Annotated in this window: 13 protein-coding genes and 1 pseudogene; 11 read left to right on the forward strand and 3 right to left on the reverse strand. The window is 65.6% G+C overall.

All coding sequences use genetic code 11. From position 1 onward, the window contains the following. The first annotated feature begins 1 nt into the window (after window position 1). From lolD to BVG12_RS33080, 7 genes are all read left to right on the forward strand, one after another. The gene (gene lolD / locus BVG12_RS33050; protein WP_156895807.1) at window positions 2-718 is read left to right on the forward strand and encodes a lipoprotein-releasing ABC transporter ATP-binding protein LolD; all 717 of its coding nucleotides are present in this window, start codon (window positions 2-4) and stop codon (window positions 716-718) included. Between the two features lie 6 nt (window positions 719-724). After that, entirely contained in the window at window positions 725-1,546 is an 822-nt protein-coding gene (locus BVG12_RS33055) for a TatD family hydrolase (protein WP_075796116.1), read from the forward strand. Window positions 1,547-1,834: 288 nt separating this feature from the next. Continuing rightward, window positions 1,835-4,645 (forward strand): type VI secretion system Vgr family protein, encoded by a 2,811-nt coding sequence (locus tag BVG12_RS33060; protein WP_075796712.1) that lies wholly within the window; start codon window positions 1,835-1,837, stop codon window positions 4,643-4,645. 32 nt (window positions 4,646-4,677) lie between these two features. Next, on the forward strand, window positions 4,678-6,348 hold the full coding sequence (locus BVG12_RS33065; protein WP_075796117.1) for an esterase/lipase family protein: 1,671 nt from the start codon (window positions 4,678-4,680) through the stop codon (window positions 6,346-6,348). After that, window positions 6,345-8,102, forward strand: coding sequence for a T6SS immunity protein Tli4 family protein (locus BVG12_RS33070; protein WP_156895808.1), 1,758 nt, complete (start codon window positions 6,345-6,347; stop codon window positions 8,100-8,102). The genes BVG12_RS33065 and BVG12_RS33070 overlap by 4 nt, the downstream gene beginning before the upstream one ends. 57 nt (window positions 8,103-8,159) lie before the next feature. Continuing rightward, window positions 8,160-8,642: a Tli4 family immunity protein gene (locus tag BVG12_RS33075; protein WP_075796119.1), complete on the forward strand. Its 483-nt coding sequence runs from the start codon at window positions 8,160-8,162 to the stop codon at window positions 8,640-8,642. 34 nt (window positions 8,643-8,676) lie between these two features. Next, window positions 8,677-9,462: a ComEC/Rec2 family competence protein gene (locus BVG12_RS33080; RefSeq protein WP_075796120.1), complete on the forward strand. Its 786-nt coding sequence runs from the start codon at window positions 8,677-8,679 to the stop codon at window positions 9,460-9,462. Between the two features lie 89 nt (window positions 9,463-9,551). On the opposite strand, the gene BVG12_RS34410 is transcribed toward BVG12_RS33080, so the two are convergent. Continuing rightward, the gene (locus BVG12_RS34410) at window positions 9,552-10,628 is read right to left on the reverse strand and encodes a hypothetical protein (RefSeq protein WP_156895809.1); all 1,077 of its coding nucleotides are present in this window, start codon (window positions 10,626-10,628) and stop codon (window positions 9,552-9,554) included. A gap of 435 nt (window positions 10,629-11,063) precedes the next feature. Here BVG12_RS34410 and BVG12_RS33085 point away from each other — a divergent pair. After that, a pseudogene (locus tag BVG12_RS33085) lies at window positions 11,064-12,686 on the forward strand (DNA internalization-related competence protein ComEC/Rec2); the annotation flags it as partial. Here the strand turns inward: BVG12_RS33085 and BVG12_RS33090 are convergent. Further along, the gene (locus tag BVG12_RS33090) at window positions 12,687-14,144 is read right to left on the reverse strand and encodes a sensor histidine kinase (protein WP_075796121.1); all 1,458 of its coding nucleotides are present in this window, start codon (window positions 14,142-14,144) and stop codon (window positions 12,687-12,689) included. 2 nt (window positions 14,145-14,146) lie between these two features. Then, window positions 14,147-14,833: a response regulator transcription factor gene (locus tag BVG12_RS33095; protein WP_075796122.1), complete on the reverse strand. Its 687-nt coding sequence runs from the start codon at window positions 14,831-14,833 to the stop codon at window positions 14,147-14,149. 135 nt (window positions 14,834-14,968) lie between these two features. Between BVG12_RS33095 and BVG12_RS33100 the strand changes: the two genes are divergently transcribed. The 3 genes from BVG12_RS33100 to dcd all read left to right on the forward strand — a co-directional run bounded on the left by BVG12_RS33100 (window position 14,969) and on the right by dcd (window position 17,042). Next, a complete protein-coding gene (locus BVG12_RS33100) occupies window positions 14,969-15,469 on the forward strand; it encodes a Spy/CpxP family protein refolding chaperone (RefSeq protein WP_075796123.1) in 501 nt (166 codons plus the stop codon). A 108-nt stretch (window positions 15,470-15,577) separates the two neighbouring features. Continuing rightward, window positions 15,578-16,411, forward strand: coding sequence for an alpha/beta fold hydrolase (locus BVG12_RS33105; protein WP_075796124.1), 834 nt, complete (start codon window positions 15,578-15,580; stop codon window positions 16,409-16,411). Window positions 16,412-16,475: 64 nt separating this feature from the next. Next, window positions 16,476-17,042 (forward strand): dCTP deaminase, encoded by a 567-nt coding sequence (gene dcd / locus BVG12_RS33110; protein ID WP_075796125.1) that lies wholly within the window; start codon window positions 16,476-16,478, stop codon window positions 17,040-17,042.

The raw sequence follows: 17,042 nt of genomic DNA on the forward strand, positions 1-17,042 counted from the left end.
CATGAAAAAGCACACCGCCGGCGCGCCGGCGACAGGCACGGCCGTCCTGGCCTGCCGCGGCGTCGGCAAGACCTTCCGCCAGGGCGACTACGCCGTCCAGGTGCTCGACCACATCGACTTCGCCATCGGCCGCGGCGAGCGCGTCGCCATCGTGGGCGCGTCCGGGTCCGGCAAGTCGACCCTGCTGCACATCCTGGGCGGGCTCGATACGCCCAGCACCGGCGTCGTGACCTTGCACGGCGAAGACTTCGCGACGTTGTCCGAGACGCGCCGCGGCGAGCTGCGCAACCGCTCGCTCGGCTTCGTCTACCAGTTCCACCACCTGCTGCCGGAATTCACGGCGCTGGACAACGTCGCGATGCCGCTGTTGATCCGGCGCGTGAAGCGCGAGGAAGCCGTCGCGCGTGCGCAGGCGATCCTGGCGCGCGTGGGCCTGACGAAGCGCGCGATCCACCGGCCGGGCGAACTGTCCGGCGGCGAGCGCCAGCGCGTGGCCCTGGCGCGCGCCCTCGTCACGGAACCGGCCTGCGTGCTCGCGGACGAACCGACCGGCAACCTCGACCACACGACGGCGCAGGGCATCTTCGACCTGATGCTGGAACTGTCGAAGACCCTGGGCACCGCGTTCGTGATCGTCACGCACGACCCGGAACTGGCGGGCCGCTGCGACCGCGTGCTGCGCATGACGGAACACGGCCTGCAACCGGCCGACGTGTAATCCCCCATGTGGATCGACACCCACTGCCACCTCGACGCGCACGAATTCGGCGCCGAATCCGCCGACACCGCGCGCCGGGCGGCGGAGCAGGGTGTCGGCATGATCGTGATCCCGGCCGTCGCGCGCGACAATTTCGACGTCGTGCGCCGGCTGGCCGCGGACGTCCCGAACGCCAGCTATGCGCTGGGCATCCATCCGATCTACGTGCCGCAGGCGCTCGATGCCGACCTGGCCGAATTGCGGCGCCAGGTCGAGGCCTCGCTCGACGATCCGCGCCTCGTGGCCATCGGCGAGATCGGCCTGGACTTCTTCATCCCGATGCTGTGCGAACCGGCGATGCGCGACAAGCAGGAACGCTTCCTGCGCGAGCAGCTGCGCATCGCCCGCGATTTCGGTCTGCCCGTCCTCACGCATGTGCGCCGCTCGCAGGACCAGGTGCTGAAGCATGTGCGCCAGATCCGGCCGCCGGCCGGCATCGCGCACGCGTTCAACGGCAGCTTCCAGCAGGCCCGGGCCTTCATCGACGTGGGCTTCCACCTCGGCTTCGGCGGCGCCATGACCTTTACGCGCGCGCTGCAGATCCGGCGGCTCGCGGCCGACCTCCCGCTGGGCGCCATCGTGCTGGAGACGGATGCGCCGGACATTTCGCCGTCCTGGATCCACCCGGGCCGCAACAGTCCGGAGCAATTGCCCGCGATCGGCGGCGTGCTGGCGGAACTGCGCGGCATCGATGCGGACGCGGTGCGCGCGGCGACGCACGCGAACGCGCTCGCGGCGATGCCGCGGCTGGCCGCGCTGGTGTCCCGAGCATCCCACCCGCGCGCCTGACCGCGCTGGTGTCCTGAACATTTCGTCCGCGCGCATGCGGCGCGCATGCTGCACATGGGTCGTACCCGCCGGCCATCGTGCCGCGCCGCGCGACTGCGTCCGCACGGTCCCGGTTCCCGCGTGTTCGCACCGGCGCATCGCGCGACCCCGTGCGGCGCGTCGCATGGGACCATCCACACGCCCCGAAGTTCGCCCCGGCACACACTGAGTTAAACCAATCCCGCGCCGGTTGAAGCATGGAAGAATCCATTCTCGTGCCGCAGCCGCGGCGTGTTCACGGGAGAGACAGTGGAAAGCGCGAGCGAGTTCCTGCGGGTTCTGCAGCACGAAAAAATCCTGAGCACCGCTCACCGGCCGCTGCGCCTGCGCCTGGCCCACGGCGGGCAGCTCGCGGAGGACGTGCTGCTGCCCCAGCGGGTCGTCGGGAGCGAGGCGGTCTGCGGCGGCATCGACTACCGCGTCGCCTGCCTCGCCGGCAGCCCGCACATCGCGCTCAAGGATCTCATCGCGCTGCCCGCGGAACTCCAGTTCGTCACCGACCGCGGCATGCTCCGCAGCGTCTGCGGCATCGTCACGGAGGCGCGCGCGGGCGATGCGGACGGCGGCCTGGCTGGCTACGAGCTGGTGCTGCGCGACGTCTTCGCCGTGATGGAAAAGCGCACCAACAGCCGCGTGTTCCGCTACCAGAACGAACTCGAGATCGTGCAGGTGCTGTGCGACGAATGGCGCCAGTCGAACGCGGTGCTCGCGAACGCGTTCGAGCTGGAACTCGACCCGCTGTTCGACATGCGCCAGTTCCCGCCGCGCGAACAGACCATGCAGTACAACGAGTCGGACGCCGCGTTCGTGCGCCGCCTGCTCAAGCGGCGCGGCATCGCGTGGGTCTTCCGGCCGGGCCGCAGCCGCGGCAGCCCCGTCGACCCCGCGCACGACCGCACGCCCGCGCACACGCTGGTGCTGTTCAACGACCCGAACGGCCTGCCGCGGAACGCGGCAGGCACGGTGCGCTACCACCGCGACAGCATGGCCGACGGCCGCGACACCATTCAAGCCTGGCGCGCCGCGCGCCGCCTGCAGCCGGGCGTCGCCACGCGTCACAGCTGGGACTATAAAAATCCCGGCTGCGCGCAGTTCATGACGGCCACCGCGCGCAGCAACGTGGACCAGGGCCCCAGCGGCAACACGCTCGCCGCGTCGCTGGACGACTACCTGATTGAGATGCCGCACGCCGGCAACGACGTCCTCGACCACTGGCGCCTGGGCCATGTGCGCATGAGCCGCCACGAGTTCGAATCGAAATGCTTCCAGGGCGAGGGCAGCGTGCGCGACTTCTGCGCCGGCCAGTATTTCGCGCTCGAAGGCCATCCCGAAATCGATACGCACCCGGCGGCGGAGCGCGACTTCGTGATCACGGAATTGCACATCGTGGCCGACAACAACCTGCCGCGCGATCTCGACCGCCATGTCGTTGGCCATCCTGCGTCGCTGTCGGCCGATGCCGCCCTGGGCGCGCTGCCGGCCCCGCGCGCGGGCGATGGCCAGGCACGGGTGCGCGTCAGCTTCTCGGCCGTGCGGCGGGGTATCCCGATCGTGCCGGCGTACGACCCGCGCACGGACCTGCCGCATCCGCAGCTGCAAAGCGCCATCGTCGTGGGCCCGGCGGGCGAGGACGTGCATTGCGACGCGCTGGGGCGCGTGAAAATCCGCTTCCCCGGCATGCGCGCCGCCGACCACCGCCACGCACACGGCGCCGGGGCGTCCGGTTCGCCGGCCGATTCGGCCTGGGTGCGCGTGGCGTCCAACTGGGCCGGCAACGGCAACGGCAGCCAGCAGCAGGCGGGCGCGCTGTCGCTGCCACGCGTGGGCAGCGAGGTGCTGGTCGCGTTCCTCGGCGGCGATCCGGATCGTCCGATCATCCTCGCGCAGTTGTACAACCAGCGCACGGCGCCGCCCGCGTTCAGCCAGACGGGCGCGCTGCCGGGCAACCGCTACGTGTCCGGCACGCGCACGCACGAAATCCAGGGCGCGCGCGGCAACCAGCTGCGCTTCGACGACACGCGCGGCGAGATCAGCGCGCAACTGGCCAGCGACCACGGCATGTCGGAACTGAACCTCGGCTGGCTGACGCGCCCCCGCGCCGACGGCACCGGCACGCCGCGCGGCGAGGGCGCCGAATTGCGCAGCGACCGCGCGGTGGCCGTGCGCGGCGCGCAGGGCGTCCTGATCAGCGCCGAGGCGAGCCCGCGGGCGGACGGGGGCCAACTCGACCGGGCCGGCCTGGCCGGCCTGGCGGAGGTCATGCAGGGCATCCTCGACGAAGTGGGCAAGCTGGCCGCCGTCCACACGGACGACGAACCGACGGGCAAGCGCCTCGCCGCCCTCGTCGACAAACTGAAACGCTGGCACGCGGGCAGCAACGTGGCGGAGGGCGCGGCCGGCGGCGGCGAACCGATCCTCGCGGCGACGGCACCGAACGGCGTCATCGTCGCCAGCAACGACAGCCTCGCACTGGGCGCGAGCGGGAAGGTGGACATCGTCAGCGCGGGCGATGCCGAGATCGCGGCCGGCAGGAACATCTTCGTGCGCGCGGCACGCCGCCTGAGCCTATTCGCCCACGAACTGGGCGTACGGCTCGTCGCGGGCCGCGGCGACATCGTCGTCCACAGCCACCTGGGCAATATCCAGATCAAGTCGGCCGGCCGCATCAGCCTCGTCGCCGCCGAGCGCATCGAGCTGGAGGCGCCTGACGTGAAAATCATCGCGCCGGGTGCGCAGACGGACTGGGCGAACGGCACGGTCACGCAGCAGACGAGCGGCCGCCAGGTGTTCAAGGCCGCCGGCTTCGACCACCTGGGTCCGGACGGCGCGGCGCCCGCGGGCGTGCGCATGCCGACGTCGCACCTGCGCACCGACGAATACGTGGTGCTGCGCCACGAACAGACCGGCAAGCCGGTCCCGAACCAACGCTACAAGGCGACGTTCGAAGACGGCCGCACCGTCACCGGACGCACCGACGCGGAAGGCCGCACCTCGTTGCTGATCGGCGAAATGATCGGCGCCGTGCACATGACCTTTCTCCCCGACGACGTCCCCCGCTGACCCGGGCCCCACCCCTTGACCACGGAGCGCGCATGCCTGACCCCACCCGCCCCTTGCCGAACCTCGTCCCGCAGCCGGACGGCAGCTGGACCGGCCGAACCGTTCTCACGCCGACGTCGTTCACGACACGCGGGCTGTTCACGTTGCCGTCGTCGAAGGTGATTCCGGTCATCGTCGTGCCGGGGATCATGGGGACGAATTTGCGGGCGGCGACCAGTCCGGCGAAGAGGGCAAACAAGACAATAAATCCGGGGGAAGAAGCTTGGCGGGCGCCGAACGGTACTATCGACGGAATTTACGCGGCCCGTTTATGGAAAGGCCGGGATCCAGGCACCCGCCAACAGATCCTCGACGGCAACACGTTGGAGGTCGACAAACGTGGCGAAATCCATTTACCGCTCGAAGCCCGCAACTATGGCATGACCGAGGCCGAGGTGCGAGAACGTTGGTGGGGGGAGGTGCATTGGGATTCATATGGAAGGTTGCTGTATGGGTTACATATTGGCCTGAACCATACGTTTGAAATGGCGCCGCTCGACAATGTGCGTGTGATTTGCGCCCATTGGAAGGACGTAATGGCATGCGATCCCACGAAATGGGGTGTCCGTGGCATCGACAAGGTCACGGAGCCGGAACTGGAAAAGCACGCCGATTTCTACTACCCGGTGTACGCGTGCGGGTATAACTGGCTGGAATCGTGCGAGGACTCGGCCAACTGGTTGCGTCAGCGCATTGAGCGCATCATCGCGTTCTGGACCGACCGTAAGCGCGAATGTCGAAAAGTGATTCTCGTGACACATTCGATGGGCGGCCTGGTCGCGAGGGCGTGCGCGAAACAGATTCCGGACAGCATCCTGGGTGTGATCCACGGTGCGATGCCTGCATTGGGTGCGCCTGTCTGTTACCGGCGCATCGCTTGTGGTACCGAAAAATGGAGTCCGACTAATGGTGGGATCGACAACAAAAAAGCGGAGTACATATCGGAGATCCTTGGAGAGCGGCCAGAGTCGACGATGCCGGTAATGGCGACTTCACCCGGTGCACTACAGTTGCTTCCGAATCATTTATACCCGCAGCCGTGGCTGCACATCTGTATGGTCAGCCGGATCAATCATAAAGATGTGCCGCGCGACGTCGTGCATTTGCCAGTTGGCAATCCCTACGAGTTCTACCGTGATATGAAGTCCTGGTACCGATTAATCGACCCAGCGTTAGCCGATCCTGTTGGGAAATACCACGACGAAGACCACGGTGTCACGGAGGCCATCAGAAAGGCCATCGCAAAAGCTGAGCATTTTCATCGCAACGTTCTGGATGCTTACTATCATCCAAATACCTATGCCTTTTACGGTGCCGATCCGGCTCACTTGTCCTTTGGTGCAGTGCGTTGGGTCGCGCGTGATACCGGGGCGGGGGCTGTGTTCACGGATGCCAATTTACGAAGCGCGTTGCAGACCGGTTATGGGGCTGGCGGCGGGCGCCGGGTTCGCGTCGAAGGAAGGACTGATTTGCATTTCGTACCCGCGCGGCAGGATGTTGCAGGTGACGGAACCGTGCCACATCAATCCGGCACAGGCCCACGTGGAAAGGTTACTCAACTTTTCGATATCCGTGGATTTGATCACCAGGGAGCGTTCAACGATGAAGCTGCCTTGTTGTTGACTCATCATCTTATCGTCAAGCTTGTACAGAAGATGCCATGACGCGCATGGGGAAGCGCGGATGGCAAAAGCTCATCGTTTTGGTTGCAGCTTTAGCTTGTGCCGGAACTTGGGCTGCTGGCCAAGTCCGCAGTATGCGGGACAGATCCGAGGTGGCGAAAATGACGGAAAAGATGAAGACGATATGTATTGGGCGGTTTCTTATCGATGTGCCGACTCAGTCCGAGATCACCGTTTCCCGCGAGAGAATGGCCGGGTTCGAAATCGAAACGATCGAGGAGGACGACGACGCGTTCCGCAAGCGGATGGCCGCGCGTGAGACCGATATCGGTGCCAAGGGCGTGGGACAGGATCGGGACGGTGGCATTGTCGAGGCTCGCGATCTGCGGGTGCCCAACATGATTGGTCGCGTATTTGTCTATGGGCGTAGCCGCGGGCACGTGATGGAGGGTGATCGACGTGTTGACATGGAATCGGTCTCGGTCGAGGCTCATGGGCACATAAGCGGCTTGAGTTTTTCACTCGCCTCGACGGAATCGAGCGAGTCCAGAGCCAAGATTGCGGAAGAACTATTAGCGAGGCTTCGGGTTCGAGCCGAGGACGAAATTCCCGCCGTTCCTGGGTTCTGTATCTGGCGCGCCGTGTTTGCGGATCCTGTGCCTGCGCACAAGACGGAGCACATCGCGATGCATATCGGTTTTCCCGATCACCCCGATGTGGCGCTGGCATTCGTCAGTATTCCTGGTGGCAACAGAAGCCGCAGCCTTCTGACTCGCTACGCCGATATGGATGCCGAAGCGAGTCCTGATGAGATGCTGCGGGTGTCTAAGCTGCGCTCCGACAAGCGCGTGATCAACGGGCTCGAGGGCGAGGAAGTGTTGGAGCGTGTCCGCGAGTTGAATTTTGCGACGACATACGGTTTTGTATGGGAAACCCAAGGCATTCCGGATGATCCATGGCAGCCGTTCTTATCGCTCGAATTACACGGCGGAATCAATCCTCAACCGGGCGGCAAACCAGTCGACGCCAGCTTGCATGAAGACGCAGTTCTGGCTCTATGGGATAGCATCTCGTCCAGCATCCGCTTACGTAAGTCTGATCCGCCGCCGCCAGACGATCTGCCCACGGAACCGCCGGCTCCGAAGCTGGGAGCATTGGCAATCGCCGGGGAAGTGTGCCCGCAGTCCGGTTGGTGGAAGTGCCGCGAGGGCGGTCCTGGTGTCGATGTCCAAGGTGGCACGGTTCAGTGGATCTGCAAGGGCGATCGTATGCCACAGGCGCTGCTGTTGCCGCGCCAGACCCTATGGCAAAAGTTGCGTGGTCTCCAGCCGAGCATCGAACCGTCACAGCTGACCACTTGGAGACTGGTCGATAAGCGGCTGCGTCCCAGGACGCCAATTTTAGTGGCGCTCGATCCTCCGGGACCCCTTAGTGCGACTGCGGACGCGCCAAGCGATGCCAGTGGCCGGCCGGCTGCCCTCGGTATTAATGTACGGACCGGAGAAGTTTGTCCGGCGAGCGGCTGGTGGCGTTGCTTGGAGACGCATGCTCTCGACGGCACGCGCTGGTTCCCCCGCGGTAGTACCCTGCCATCCGCGACTTTTCAAGTACCAGTAGCCATGTTTGGTCGTTCAGCGGGTCCCGAAGTCATTCAGCGTCGCAGCACGTGGCAACTGATGCGTTTCGCCGAGGCTGAATTTGTCGGGCTTCTCGCTGAAGGTGGACAGGAGAGGCAAGGTGACGATCCTCCGCCTCCGGTCGGCCCGTCGACGTTCGCGAGCGACCGGCGTGCGTGAATACTGACTGAACGGGTGCCGATCACGATTAAGTCGAGAAAGCTCGGATGGTGCGCGATGATCGTACTGCTTGCAGCGCTCGCCTGTGCGGGAACGTGGGCCGTTGGTCAGGTCTCCGGTGCACGGGATCGATCCGAGGTCGAAAAAATAATGAAAAAGAAGAGCAGGGTTTGCATGGGACGCTTTCTCGTCGATGTGCCGGGCGATGCGCAGTTGCGCTTCTTACATGAGATGATGGACGGGTTCAGGATCGAGACGATCGAGGACGGTGAGGCAGTGTTCGGCAAGCGTCTGGCGGCGCGTGAGGCGGAGATCGAGGCCCGTGGCACGACGACAGGTTCACGCAGGTCGAGCGGGATCGCGGACGCCCGCGACCTGCTCCGTCCAGGAGGGCAGCCAGTGGACGCAAGTCTGCGCGGGGAGGCTGTATTGGCGCTGTGGGACAGTGTGTCGTCGAGCATCCGCCTCCGATCAGTTGTGTCCACGGATCGCCACTCGTCTGCGAACACGCCGGCCATGTGCGATCCCGACCCGACATGAACTTCGACCCGGCGTAACGCCAGACCGTCCCGCCATGCGCAGCTTCATCCTTGGGTTCGTCAGCGGCATCACCTACCTGCAAACCGTCGCGGCGCTACCTTCTGCAAACCTGATGGCCGCCTGCGCTGCCACCGCCACGCTCCTCGTGCTGGCCTGCGCATCCACACGCCGCCGCCCGGCAGCGCGCATCGCGACAATCGCCACCGCCGGCCTCCTGGCCGGCTATGCCTGGGCCGCACTGCTGGCCCAGGCCACGCTCGCGCCATCGCTAGCCCCGCGCGACGAAGGCCGCGACCTGCACATCGTCGGCATCGTCGAGACGCTGCCGTACCGCTTCGACCAGGGCGTGCGCTTCGGCTTCCATGTCGAACGCAGCCTCGACGCGGACGTGCGGGTGCCGCCCCACGTGGCGCTGTCGTGGTACGCGGGCATGCATGGCGCGCGCCAGGTGGTCGGCGACGTCCAGCCGGGCCAGCGCTGGCAATTGACGGTGCGCCTGCAGCGCCCCCACGGCAACGCGAATCCGGGCGGGTTCGATTACGAAGCGTGGCTGCTGGAGCAAGGCGTGCGCGCCACCGGCTACGTCCGCGCCGGCGACGACGACACGCAGCTCGACGCCTTCGTGCCCGGTCCCGGCGTGCTGGTCGAACGTGTCCGCGCGGCGTTGCGGGCCCGCATCCAGGATGCCCTCGCGGGGCGCGCGTACGCAGGCGTCATCGTGGCGCTCGTGATCGGCGACCAGCGCGGCATCGACCAGGCCGACTGGCAGGTGTTCAACCGCACCGGGATCGGTCATCTGATTTCGATCTCGTGGCTATGAATACATCGCGGCACTGGTAGTTGTGGCGAATATCGGCTGGTGGTATGTCAAAAGGAATTTCTGCGCTCTGGCTACGGCTAACTTCAGCTTTAGAACGGCCATACGTTGAACGGCGCTCCCACAAAAAGTCCGAGCGTCGTTTTTTTGTCTTGGCTGTCCCAAGAGACCCCGAACCCGCCGCTTAAGGCACTGTCTTTATTCGCTAGTAAATAAACTGGAAAGTCTATAGTGGTTTTGTGCACGTTCTTATCACGTGTCACGGAAGGCGAGATCCCCACACTTGACCCAATCAGTATCCGCCCTTCAAGACCAAAGAGCGTACTCGCCTGACTCTTTGGCATACCGATCGATCCCGTCACACAAGCAATAGTAGTTGAGGTCGCTAGTGCTGGGCACCTAACGGACTGGTCTAAATCCTTGTAATCCTGCTTTCGAGTAACTTTCAACACATAGAACTGAGGTAAAGCAACTGAGCTAGGATTCCACCCTGCATATAGCGATGCGCTCCACGGATTGTTGTGCACTTCGTTCTTCGACAATGTCGTTGCGTCGTAGAATGTAGAATTCTGCCTTCCATACTTTAAAGCTGCGCCCCATAAAACTCCACCGGGAGTGGGCCCGGGCATGGAAGCTCTCGCTTCTTGATATAAGTCAGATGAAAGGTATTTTGCAAAATTGGTTGCAGTACATTCAAGTTTTTTTGCGTCAGTGCCCGGAGGAAGACTAACGCTTTTTTCCGCTGCACTGCGCATCTTATTGCAATACTCGGTCAATTTTGAAAGGTTTCCCGGACTTACTCCGGTTTGAAAGCGCATGTACGAAACACCAATGGCAGTCGCGTTTTCGAACCCATCCACTGAGAATAATCGGTGAGGACTGTCAGTTTTGCCAATGGGCGCCTCAGCGGACAGATTCCAAGTGGAAAACTGTGCTGTTTCATCGGTGAGCGTTGACGTTTCCTTCCCAATTTTGATGGAGGCGGATGATCCATCATTGGAGGCGGTGATTTGCGCTCCGGCCGAAGAGATAAGAGAAGAAGATGGAGCTGCGGTAATCACTTGAGGCATCTTGTCTGGCGCTTTCGGCGTTTCATCGGCAGACGAAACTTCGCACAGAGAGAGAGCAAGCATCAACGTAGTTGCATTACATACACTCATAGTTTTCATTTGTTTATCCCTAGGGAACGACAAATGACTTGGTGCCCCAGCCATCAACGGAATTCGCTGGGATCATGTCGCTTACTCCGACCAAAACCCCGGCCGGACCGATTACTTCGAATGCGAATTTGCTTCCTGCGGGACCTCTAAAGTCCCAGAAGAGGTTGTAATTGCCGGGTGGAAGCGTTGCGACGCTATCGGTTAAATTTACGTTATTTGGCCCTAAGGTCGTCCAGTACCAGTAAGGTCCAGCCGCAGCCACCATAGTCTTGCCTTGCACCTGTGTCATTTGCCCTCCCTATTGAAGAGTGAAGCTAAATTTTGTTGGCGAACAGATACGATAATGTAAACACTCGCCACGGAAGAAATCAACTCGTGTTGGATAAATCGCAATATTTCTTCATTTTGGACCTCGTCAATTTTGTCTTAAAGCAAGAATGGCCTTACATCATCTCCATCTCCGGATTGCACATCACGATGATCGCGGGCCTTGCCGCCGGGGCCGTGTCGGCCCTGTGGCGCCGCTCGTTCTACACCCCCGCGCGGCTGCCGCTGCTGCTACCGGCACAGAAGGCGGCGGCGCTCGCCGGGGCGGTCGTCGCCTTGCTGTATGTGCTGCTGGCCGGTTTCGGCGTGCCGGCGCAGCGCACGTTGTACATGCTGTCCGTCGTCGCGCTGGCGTTGTGGACGGGGCGCCTGGCGGCCGTGTCGCACGTGCTGTGCACGGCGCTCGGGGCGGTCGTGCTGCTCGACCCGTGGGCGGTGCTGTGGCCGGGGTTCTGGCTGTCGTTCGGCGCGGTGGCCGTCATCCTGTTCGCCGGGCACGGCCGGATCGGGCCGCCGCCCGCCGGTCCGCGCGGCGCGCTGCTGCTGGCGGGACGCACGCAATGGGCCGTCACGGCCGGGCTGGTGCCGCTGACGTTGCTGCTGTTCGCTCAGGTGTCCATCGTCAGTCCGCTCGCGAACGCGGTGGCGATCCCGCTCGTCAGCTTCGTCGTAACGCCGCTCGCGCTGGCCGGCAGCCTGATGCCCGGGCCCCCGGGCGACTGGCTGCTTCTGCTCGCGCACTGGGTCGTCGAGATGCTCGCGGCGCTGCTGCGGCTCATGTCCGGATGGCCCGGCGCCGTGTGGCGTGCGCCGGCGCCGCAGGCGTGGGTGTTCGTCCTGGGTGTGGGCGGCACGCTGTGGATGCTGATGCCGCGCGGCTGGCCGCATCGCTGGGCAGGTGCGGTGGCGCTGCTGCCGATGCTGCTGCAGGTCCCGGACCATCCACCCGCCGGCACCTTTCGCGTGACGGCGTTCGACGTGGGGCAGGGCATGGCGCTGCTCGTCGAAACGGAGCGGCACCGGCTCATTTACGACACGGGCCCCGCATACGCGCCCGGTGTCGATGGCGGCAGCCGCGTGATCCTGCCCTACCTGCGCATGCGCGGCATCGCGGCGCTCGACGGCATCGTCGTCAGCCACAGCGACACGGACCACACGGGCGGCGCGCTGGCGCTGCTGGAAGGCGTCGATGCCGGCTGGCTCGCGTCGTCTTTGCCCATCGACCACGCGATCGTGCGCGCGGCGCGGCGGCACCTACGCTGCGCCGCCGGCCAGCATTGGGAGTGGGACGGCATCGTGTTCGACATGCTGCATCCGACGCCCGCCAGTTATGGCGATGCGCACCTGAAGACCAATGCGCGCAGCTGCACGCTCCGCATCAGCAATGGCCGGCGCACCGTGCTGCTGGCCGGCGACATCGAAGCCGCGCAGGAAGCGGCGCTGCTCGATCGCGCGCGCGCGCAGCTGCGCGCGGACGTGCTGCTCGCCCCGCACCACGGCAGCGGCACGTCGTCGACACTGGCCTTTTTGGAGGCGGTGCGGCCCGAGGTCGCAATCTTCCAGGTGGGATTCCGCAATCGCTACCACCACCCGAAGGCCGAGGTTTATGAACGCTACGGCACGCTCGGCATCCGGCGCCTGCGCACCGACGACGCGGGTGCGCTGATGCTGGACGTCGGTAACTCCGTGAACTGGCGCAGCTACCGCGACGAGCATGCGCGCTACTGGTACCGGCGCTGATCAGACCACGCGCGGCAGCGTGATGGTCATCCGCAGCCCGCCTTCCGCGCGGTTCGCGGCCGAGATGCGTCCGCCGTGCGTCTCGACGACCCGCTTCGCGATGGCCAGACCGAGCCCGTGGCCGTCGACGTTGTTGCGCGTCGGGTTCGAGCGGAAGAACGGTTCGAACACGTCGCCCAGGTGTTCCGGGGCAATGCCGGGGCCGTTGTCGAGGACTTCGATGTGAACGAGCTCGCGGTCGGGATGCACGCACACGTGCACGCGCCCGCCCGCGCCGTGCTTGACGGCGTTGCGCACGATGTTCTCGACGGCGCTCCACAACAGGTCCGGCGCGGCGCGCACGGTGACCGGCTCCGGTGCGTCGACGTCGACCACCACGCCGGCTTCGAAGCGGGCGTCGTCGGCGATCTGGTCGACCATCTCGACGACGTCGACGGGCTCCGTCGCCGGCGGCGCCGTCGCCGCTTCCAGGCGCGACAAGGTCAACAGCTCGCCGACGAGGCGGTCCATGCGTACGCTCTCGCGCTCGATGCGTTCCAGCGATGCCTGCAGGCGGTCGGGCTGCTGGTGCGCGAGGCCGATGGCCGCCTGCAGGCGCGCCAGCGGCGAGCGCAGCTCGTGCGAGACGTCGTGCAGCAGGCGGCGCTGGCCATCCATCAGGGCGCGCAGCTGGGCGCTCATGCGGTCGAAGTCGTGGCCCAGCTCCGCCAGTTCGTCGCCGATCAGCCGCGGTGCCGCGTGCGCGAATTTCGGCGCGAGGTCGCCGGCGGCCGCGGCGTCGAAGGCGCGCTGCAAGGCGCGGATCGGGCGCGAGAAATACCAGGCGAGGAGGGCGGCGAACAGCAGGCTCGCGAGCATGGCGGCGACGATCGGCAGCCAGCGGCCCACATGGCGGCCGAATTCCGGCGGCAGGCCGAACCAGCCGGCGCCCGGGCCGCCTGGGCCGCCGGGACCACCCTCCATGCGCGGGCCCGGGCCACCTGGACCGCGGGCGCCCGGGGCGCTTGCCGGGGGGGCGAACCCGCGCGGTCCGGGACCGTCCATGCCCGGCATATGCCAGGCACGCGACGCGAAGGCGGTATAGCGGCGGCCGTCGGCGCCCGTCAGCTGCGTGACGGCATGCGTGGGGCCATCGCCCTGCAGATTGCGTTCGACCTCGTCGCGCAGCTTGGCGGACACGGGCCGGCCGAGCAGTTCATGGCCCTGGTCGTCGAGCACGTACAGATGCATGCGACGGCTGCCGGCGGCCAGGTCGCGCAGGGCGTCGATGCCGCCGTGCTTGAGCGTGGCCGCCGCCGCGTCCAGCATGATCGTGGCGGGCGGGCTGGCGTCGAGCGTAGGCTCGCTGTTGCGCTGGCGCGCCTGGTCGCGCAGCCACAGGGTGCCGCCGATGCCGATCGTGGCGGTCACCTGGGCCAGCAGGATGGACAGGAAGAACTTCCAGAACAGCCGCCCCATCGCTACTCGCGGATCAGCTGGTAGCCGAGACGGTAGACGGTCTGCAGGCAGGAACGGCCGTCGGACAGCGTGCCGAGTTTGTGGCGCAGGCTCGACAGGTGCACGTCGATGTTGCGGTCGAAGCGGGCCAGCGGGCGGCCCAGGCCCTGCTCGGACAAGTCGTTCTTGCTGACCGGGCGGCCGGCATTGCGGGCAAGGACTTCGAGCAGGTTGAATTCGGTGCTGGTCAATTCCAGCGGCTGGCCGCCCCACATGGCGCGGCGCTGTTCCGGCAGCATGGTCAGCTTGCCGACCGTGAGCGTGATGCCCGGGCCGTCGTTCGGCGACCCTTGGGTGCGGCGCAGGATGGCGCGCACGCGCGCCGTGAGTTCGCGCGGCGTGCAGGGCTTCGTGACGTAGTCGTCGGCGCCCAGTTCCAGGCCGAGGATGCGGTCGGCGTCGTCGCCACGGCCGGTCAGCATCAGGATCGGCATGCGGCTGGCGGCGCGGATGCGGCGCAGCGTCTCGATGCCGTTCATGCGGGGCATCATCACGTCGAGGATGGCGATGGCGTACTGGCCGGTCAGCGCTTCGCGCGCGCCCGTCTCGCCGTCGTGGGCACAGGCGACGCGAAAGCCTTCCTGTTCCAGGTATTCGGAGAACATGCCGACCAGTTCGGTGTCGTCGTCGATAAGCAGGACTTGGTTCATGCTCGCATCTTAGCGTAGCGCGCTTGTGCGGGCCACGCCCGCCGCCGGCTCTTTACGCGGTTTTACACGGCGATAACACTCCTTAACACGGAGGCAACCGAGAATGGCGTCTCCCAACAAAAGAGGATGACAGACATGAAACTCAGAAGCCTTTCCGCGGCGGCCGCGCTGCTTGCCGCCAGTATCGCCACGACCTCCGTCACCCCGGCCTTCGCCGCCGGCGAGCCTCCGGCAGAAGGTGACCACGAGCGGGGGCCGGGCGGCCACGGACCCGGCGCGCCGGGCCCGGACATGCCCTTCGGCCGGATGCCCCTGCATGGCCTGAAACTCACCGACGCGCAGCAGGACAAGCTGTTCGCCATCATGCACGCGCAGGCGCCCGAGCGGCGCGAGCGCGACAAGGCCATCCGCAAGGCGCACGAGGCCCTGCGCGACCTGGGCCGCGCGGACAAATTCGACGACGCGAAGGCCGCCGCGCTGGCGCGCGACCTGGGCCAGGCCGTCGCCGCCGAAGCGCTGCTGCAAGCCCGCACGGAAGCCCAGGCGCTGGCCGTGCTGACGCCGGAACAGCGCGAACAACTGCGCCAGCGCCGCGTCCGCGTCCGCGACGCGGACGGCCCGCCAGACCGCCGTTGAGCCGGCGCCTGCACGCGGCGGGTGTAGGCGTTTCCCTCTAAACCACGGGAGGTAATGACATTACAATGGGCCTCGTTCCGACTATGCGCAGCCGCGTCATACCTTCCGATGCCCCAGCCATTACTCCATTTCACCCACGGGAACAGCTATCCGGCTGGATCGTACGGCCGCCTGCTCGACGAGCTGCGGCGCGATTTCGACGTGCGCACGACGGACATGCTGGGCCACGATCCCCGCTTTCCCGTGCGCGACAACTGGCACACGCTGATCGACGAACTGATCGCGCAGCTGGAGACGTACGGCCGGCCCGCGATTCTCGTCGGCCATTCGCTGGGCGGCGCGGTCAGCATGCTGGCGGCCCATCGCCGGCCCGACCTGGCGCGCTGCGTCGTGATGCTGGATTCGCCCGTCGTCGCGGGCTGGCGCGCGGGCGTGTGGCGCTTCGTGAAGGCGCTGGGATTGCGCGAGCGGCTGTCGCCCGGCGGTGTCGCGCGCCGGCGCCGCAACGTGTGGCCGTCGCGCGCGGCCGCCTACGAGCATTTCATCGCCAAGCCGATCTTCCAGGCGTGGGCGCCGGGCGCGCTGGACGATTATCTCGATCACGGCCTGAAGCCGCATCCGGACGGCGTGCAGCTGCGCTTCGACCGCGACGTCGAGGCGGCGATCTACGGCACGCTGCCGCACGACATGGACCGCGCGCTGCGCGCGCCGTTCCCGGTGCCGGTGGGTTTCATCGCGGGCACCGATTCCGCCGAGCTGCGCCAGGCGGGCCTGGATGCGACGCGCCGGCTCGTCGGCGCCAACTTCGTCACGATCGAGGGCACGCACTTGTACCCGATGGAGAAGCCGCAGCTGACGGCCCAGCTGACGCGCGAGATGATCGCGCGGCTGTTGGCGCAGGCCGAGGAAAAAGCGGGACGCCCGGCGGTGCTTTTCGCCTAGATTGCGACGCTTTCGCGTAGAATTGCGGGATTGTTATTCCCCCTTTTTGAGAAGAAGCCCAGCGATGAGTATCAAGAGCGACAAATGGATACGCCGGATGGCGGAAGAAACCGGCATGATCGAGCCGTTCTCGCCGAAACAGGTGCGCGAGACGGACGGCCGCAAGATCATTTCGTGGGGTACGTCCTCGTACGGCTACGACATCCGCTGCGCCGACGAATTCAAGGTGTTCACGAACATTAACAGCACCATCGTCGACCCGAAGAATTTCGATTCGAATTCCTTCGTCGACGTGAAGAGCGACGTGTGCATCATTCCGCCGAACTCGTTCGCGCTCGCCCGCACGATCGAATACTTCCGCATCCCGCGCAACGTGCTGACCGTCTGCCTCGGCAAGTCGACGTATGCCCGTTGCGGCATCATCGTCAACGTGACCCCGTTCGAACCGGAATGGGAAGGCTACGTGACGCTGGAGTTCTCGAACACGACGCCGCTGCCGGCCAAGATCTACGCGGGCGAAGGTTGCGCGCAGGTGCTGTTCTTCGAAAGCGACGAGATCTGCGAGACGTCGTACAAGGACCGCGGCGGCAAGTATCAGGGGCAGCATGGGGTGACGTTGCCCAAGACCTGA

Origin of the sequence: Massilia putida, from assembly GCF_001941825.1 — a bacterium.
GTDB classification, from domain to species: domain Bacteria; phylum Pseudomonadota; class Gammaproteobacteria; order Burkholderiales; family Burkholderiaceae_D; genus Telluria; species Telluria putida.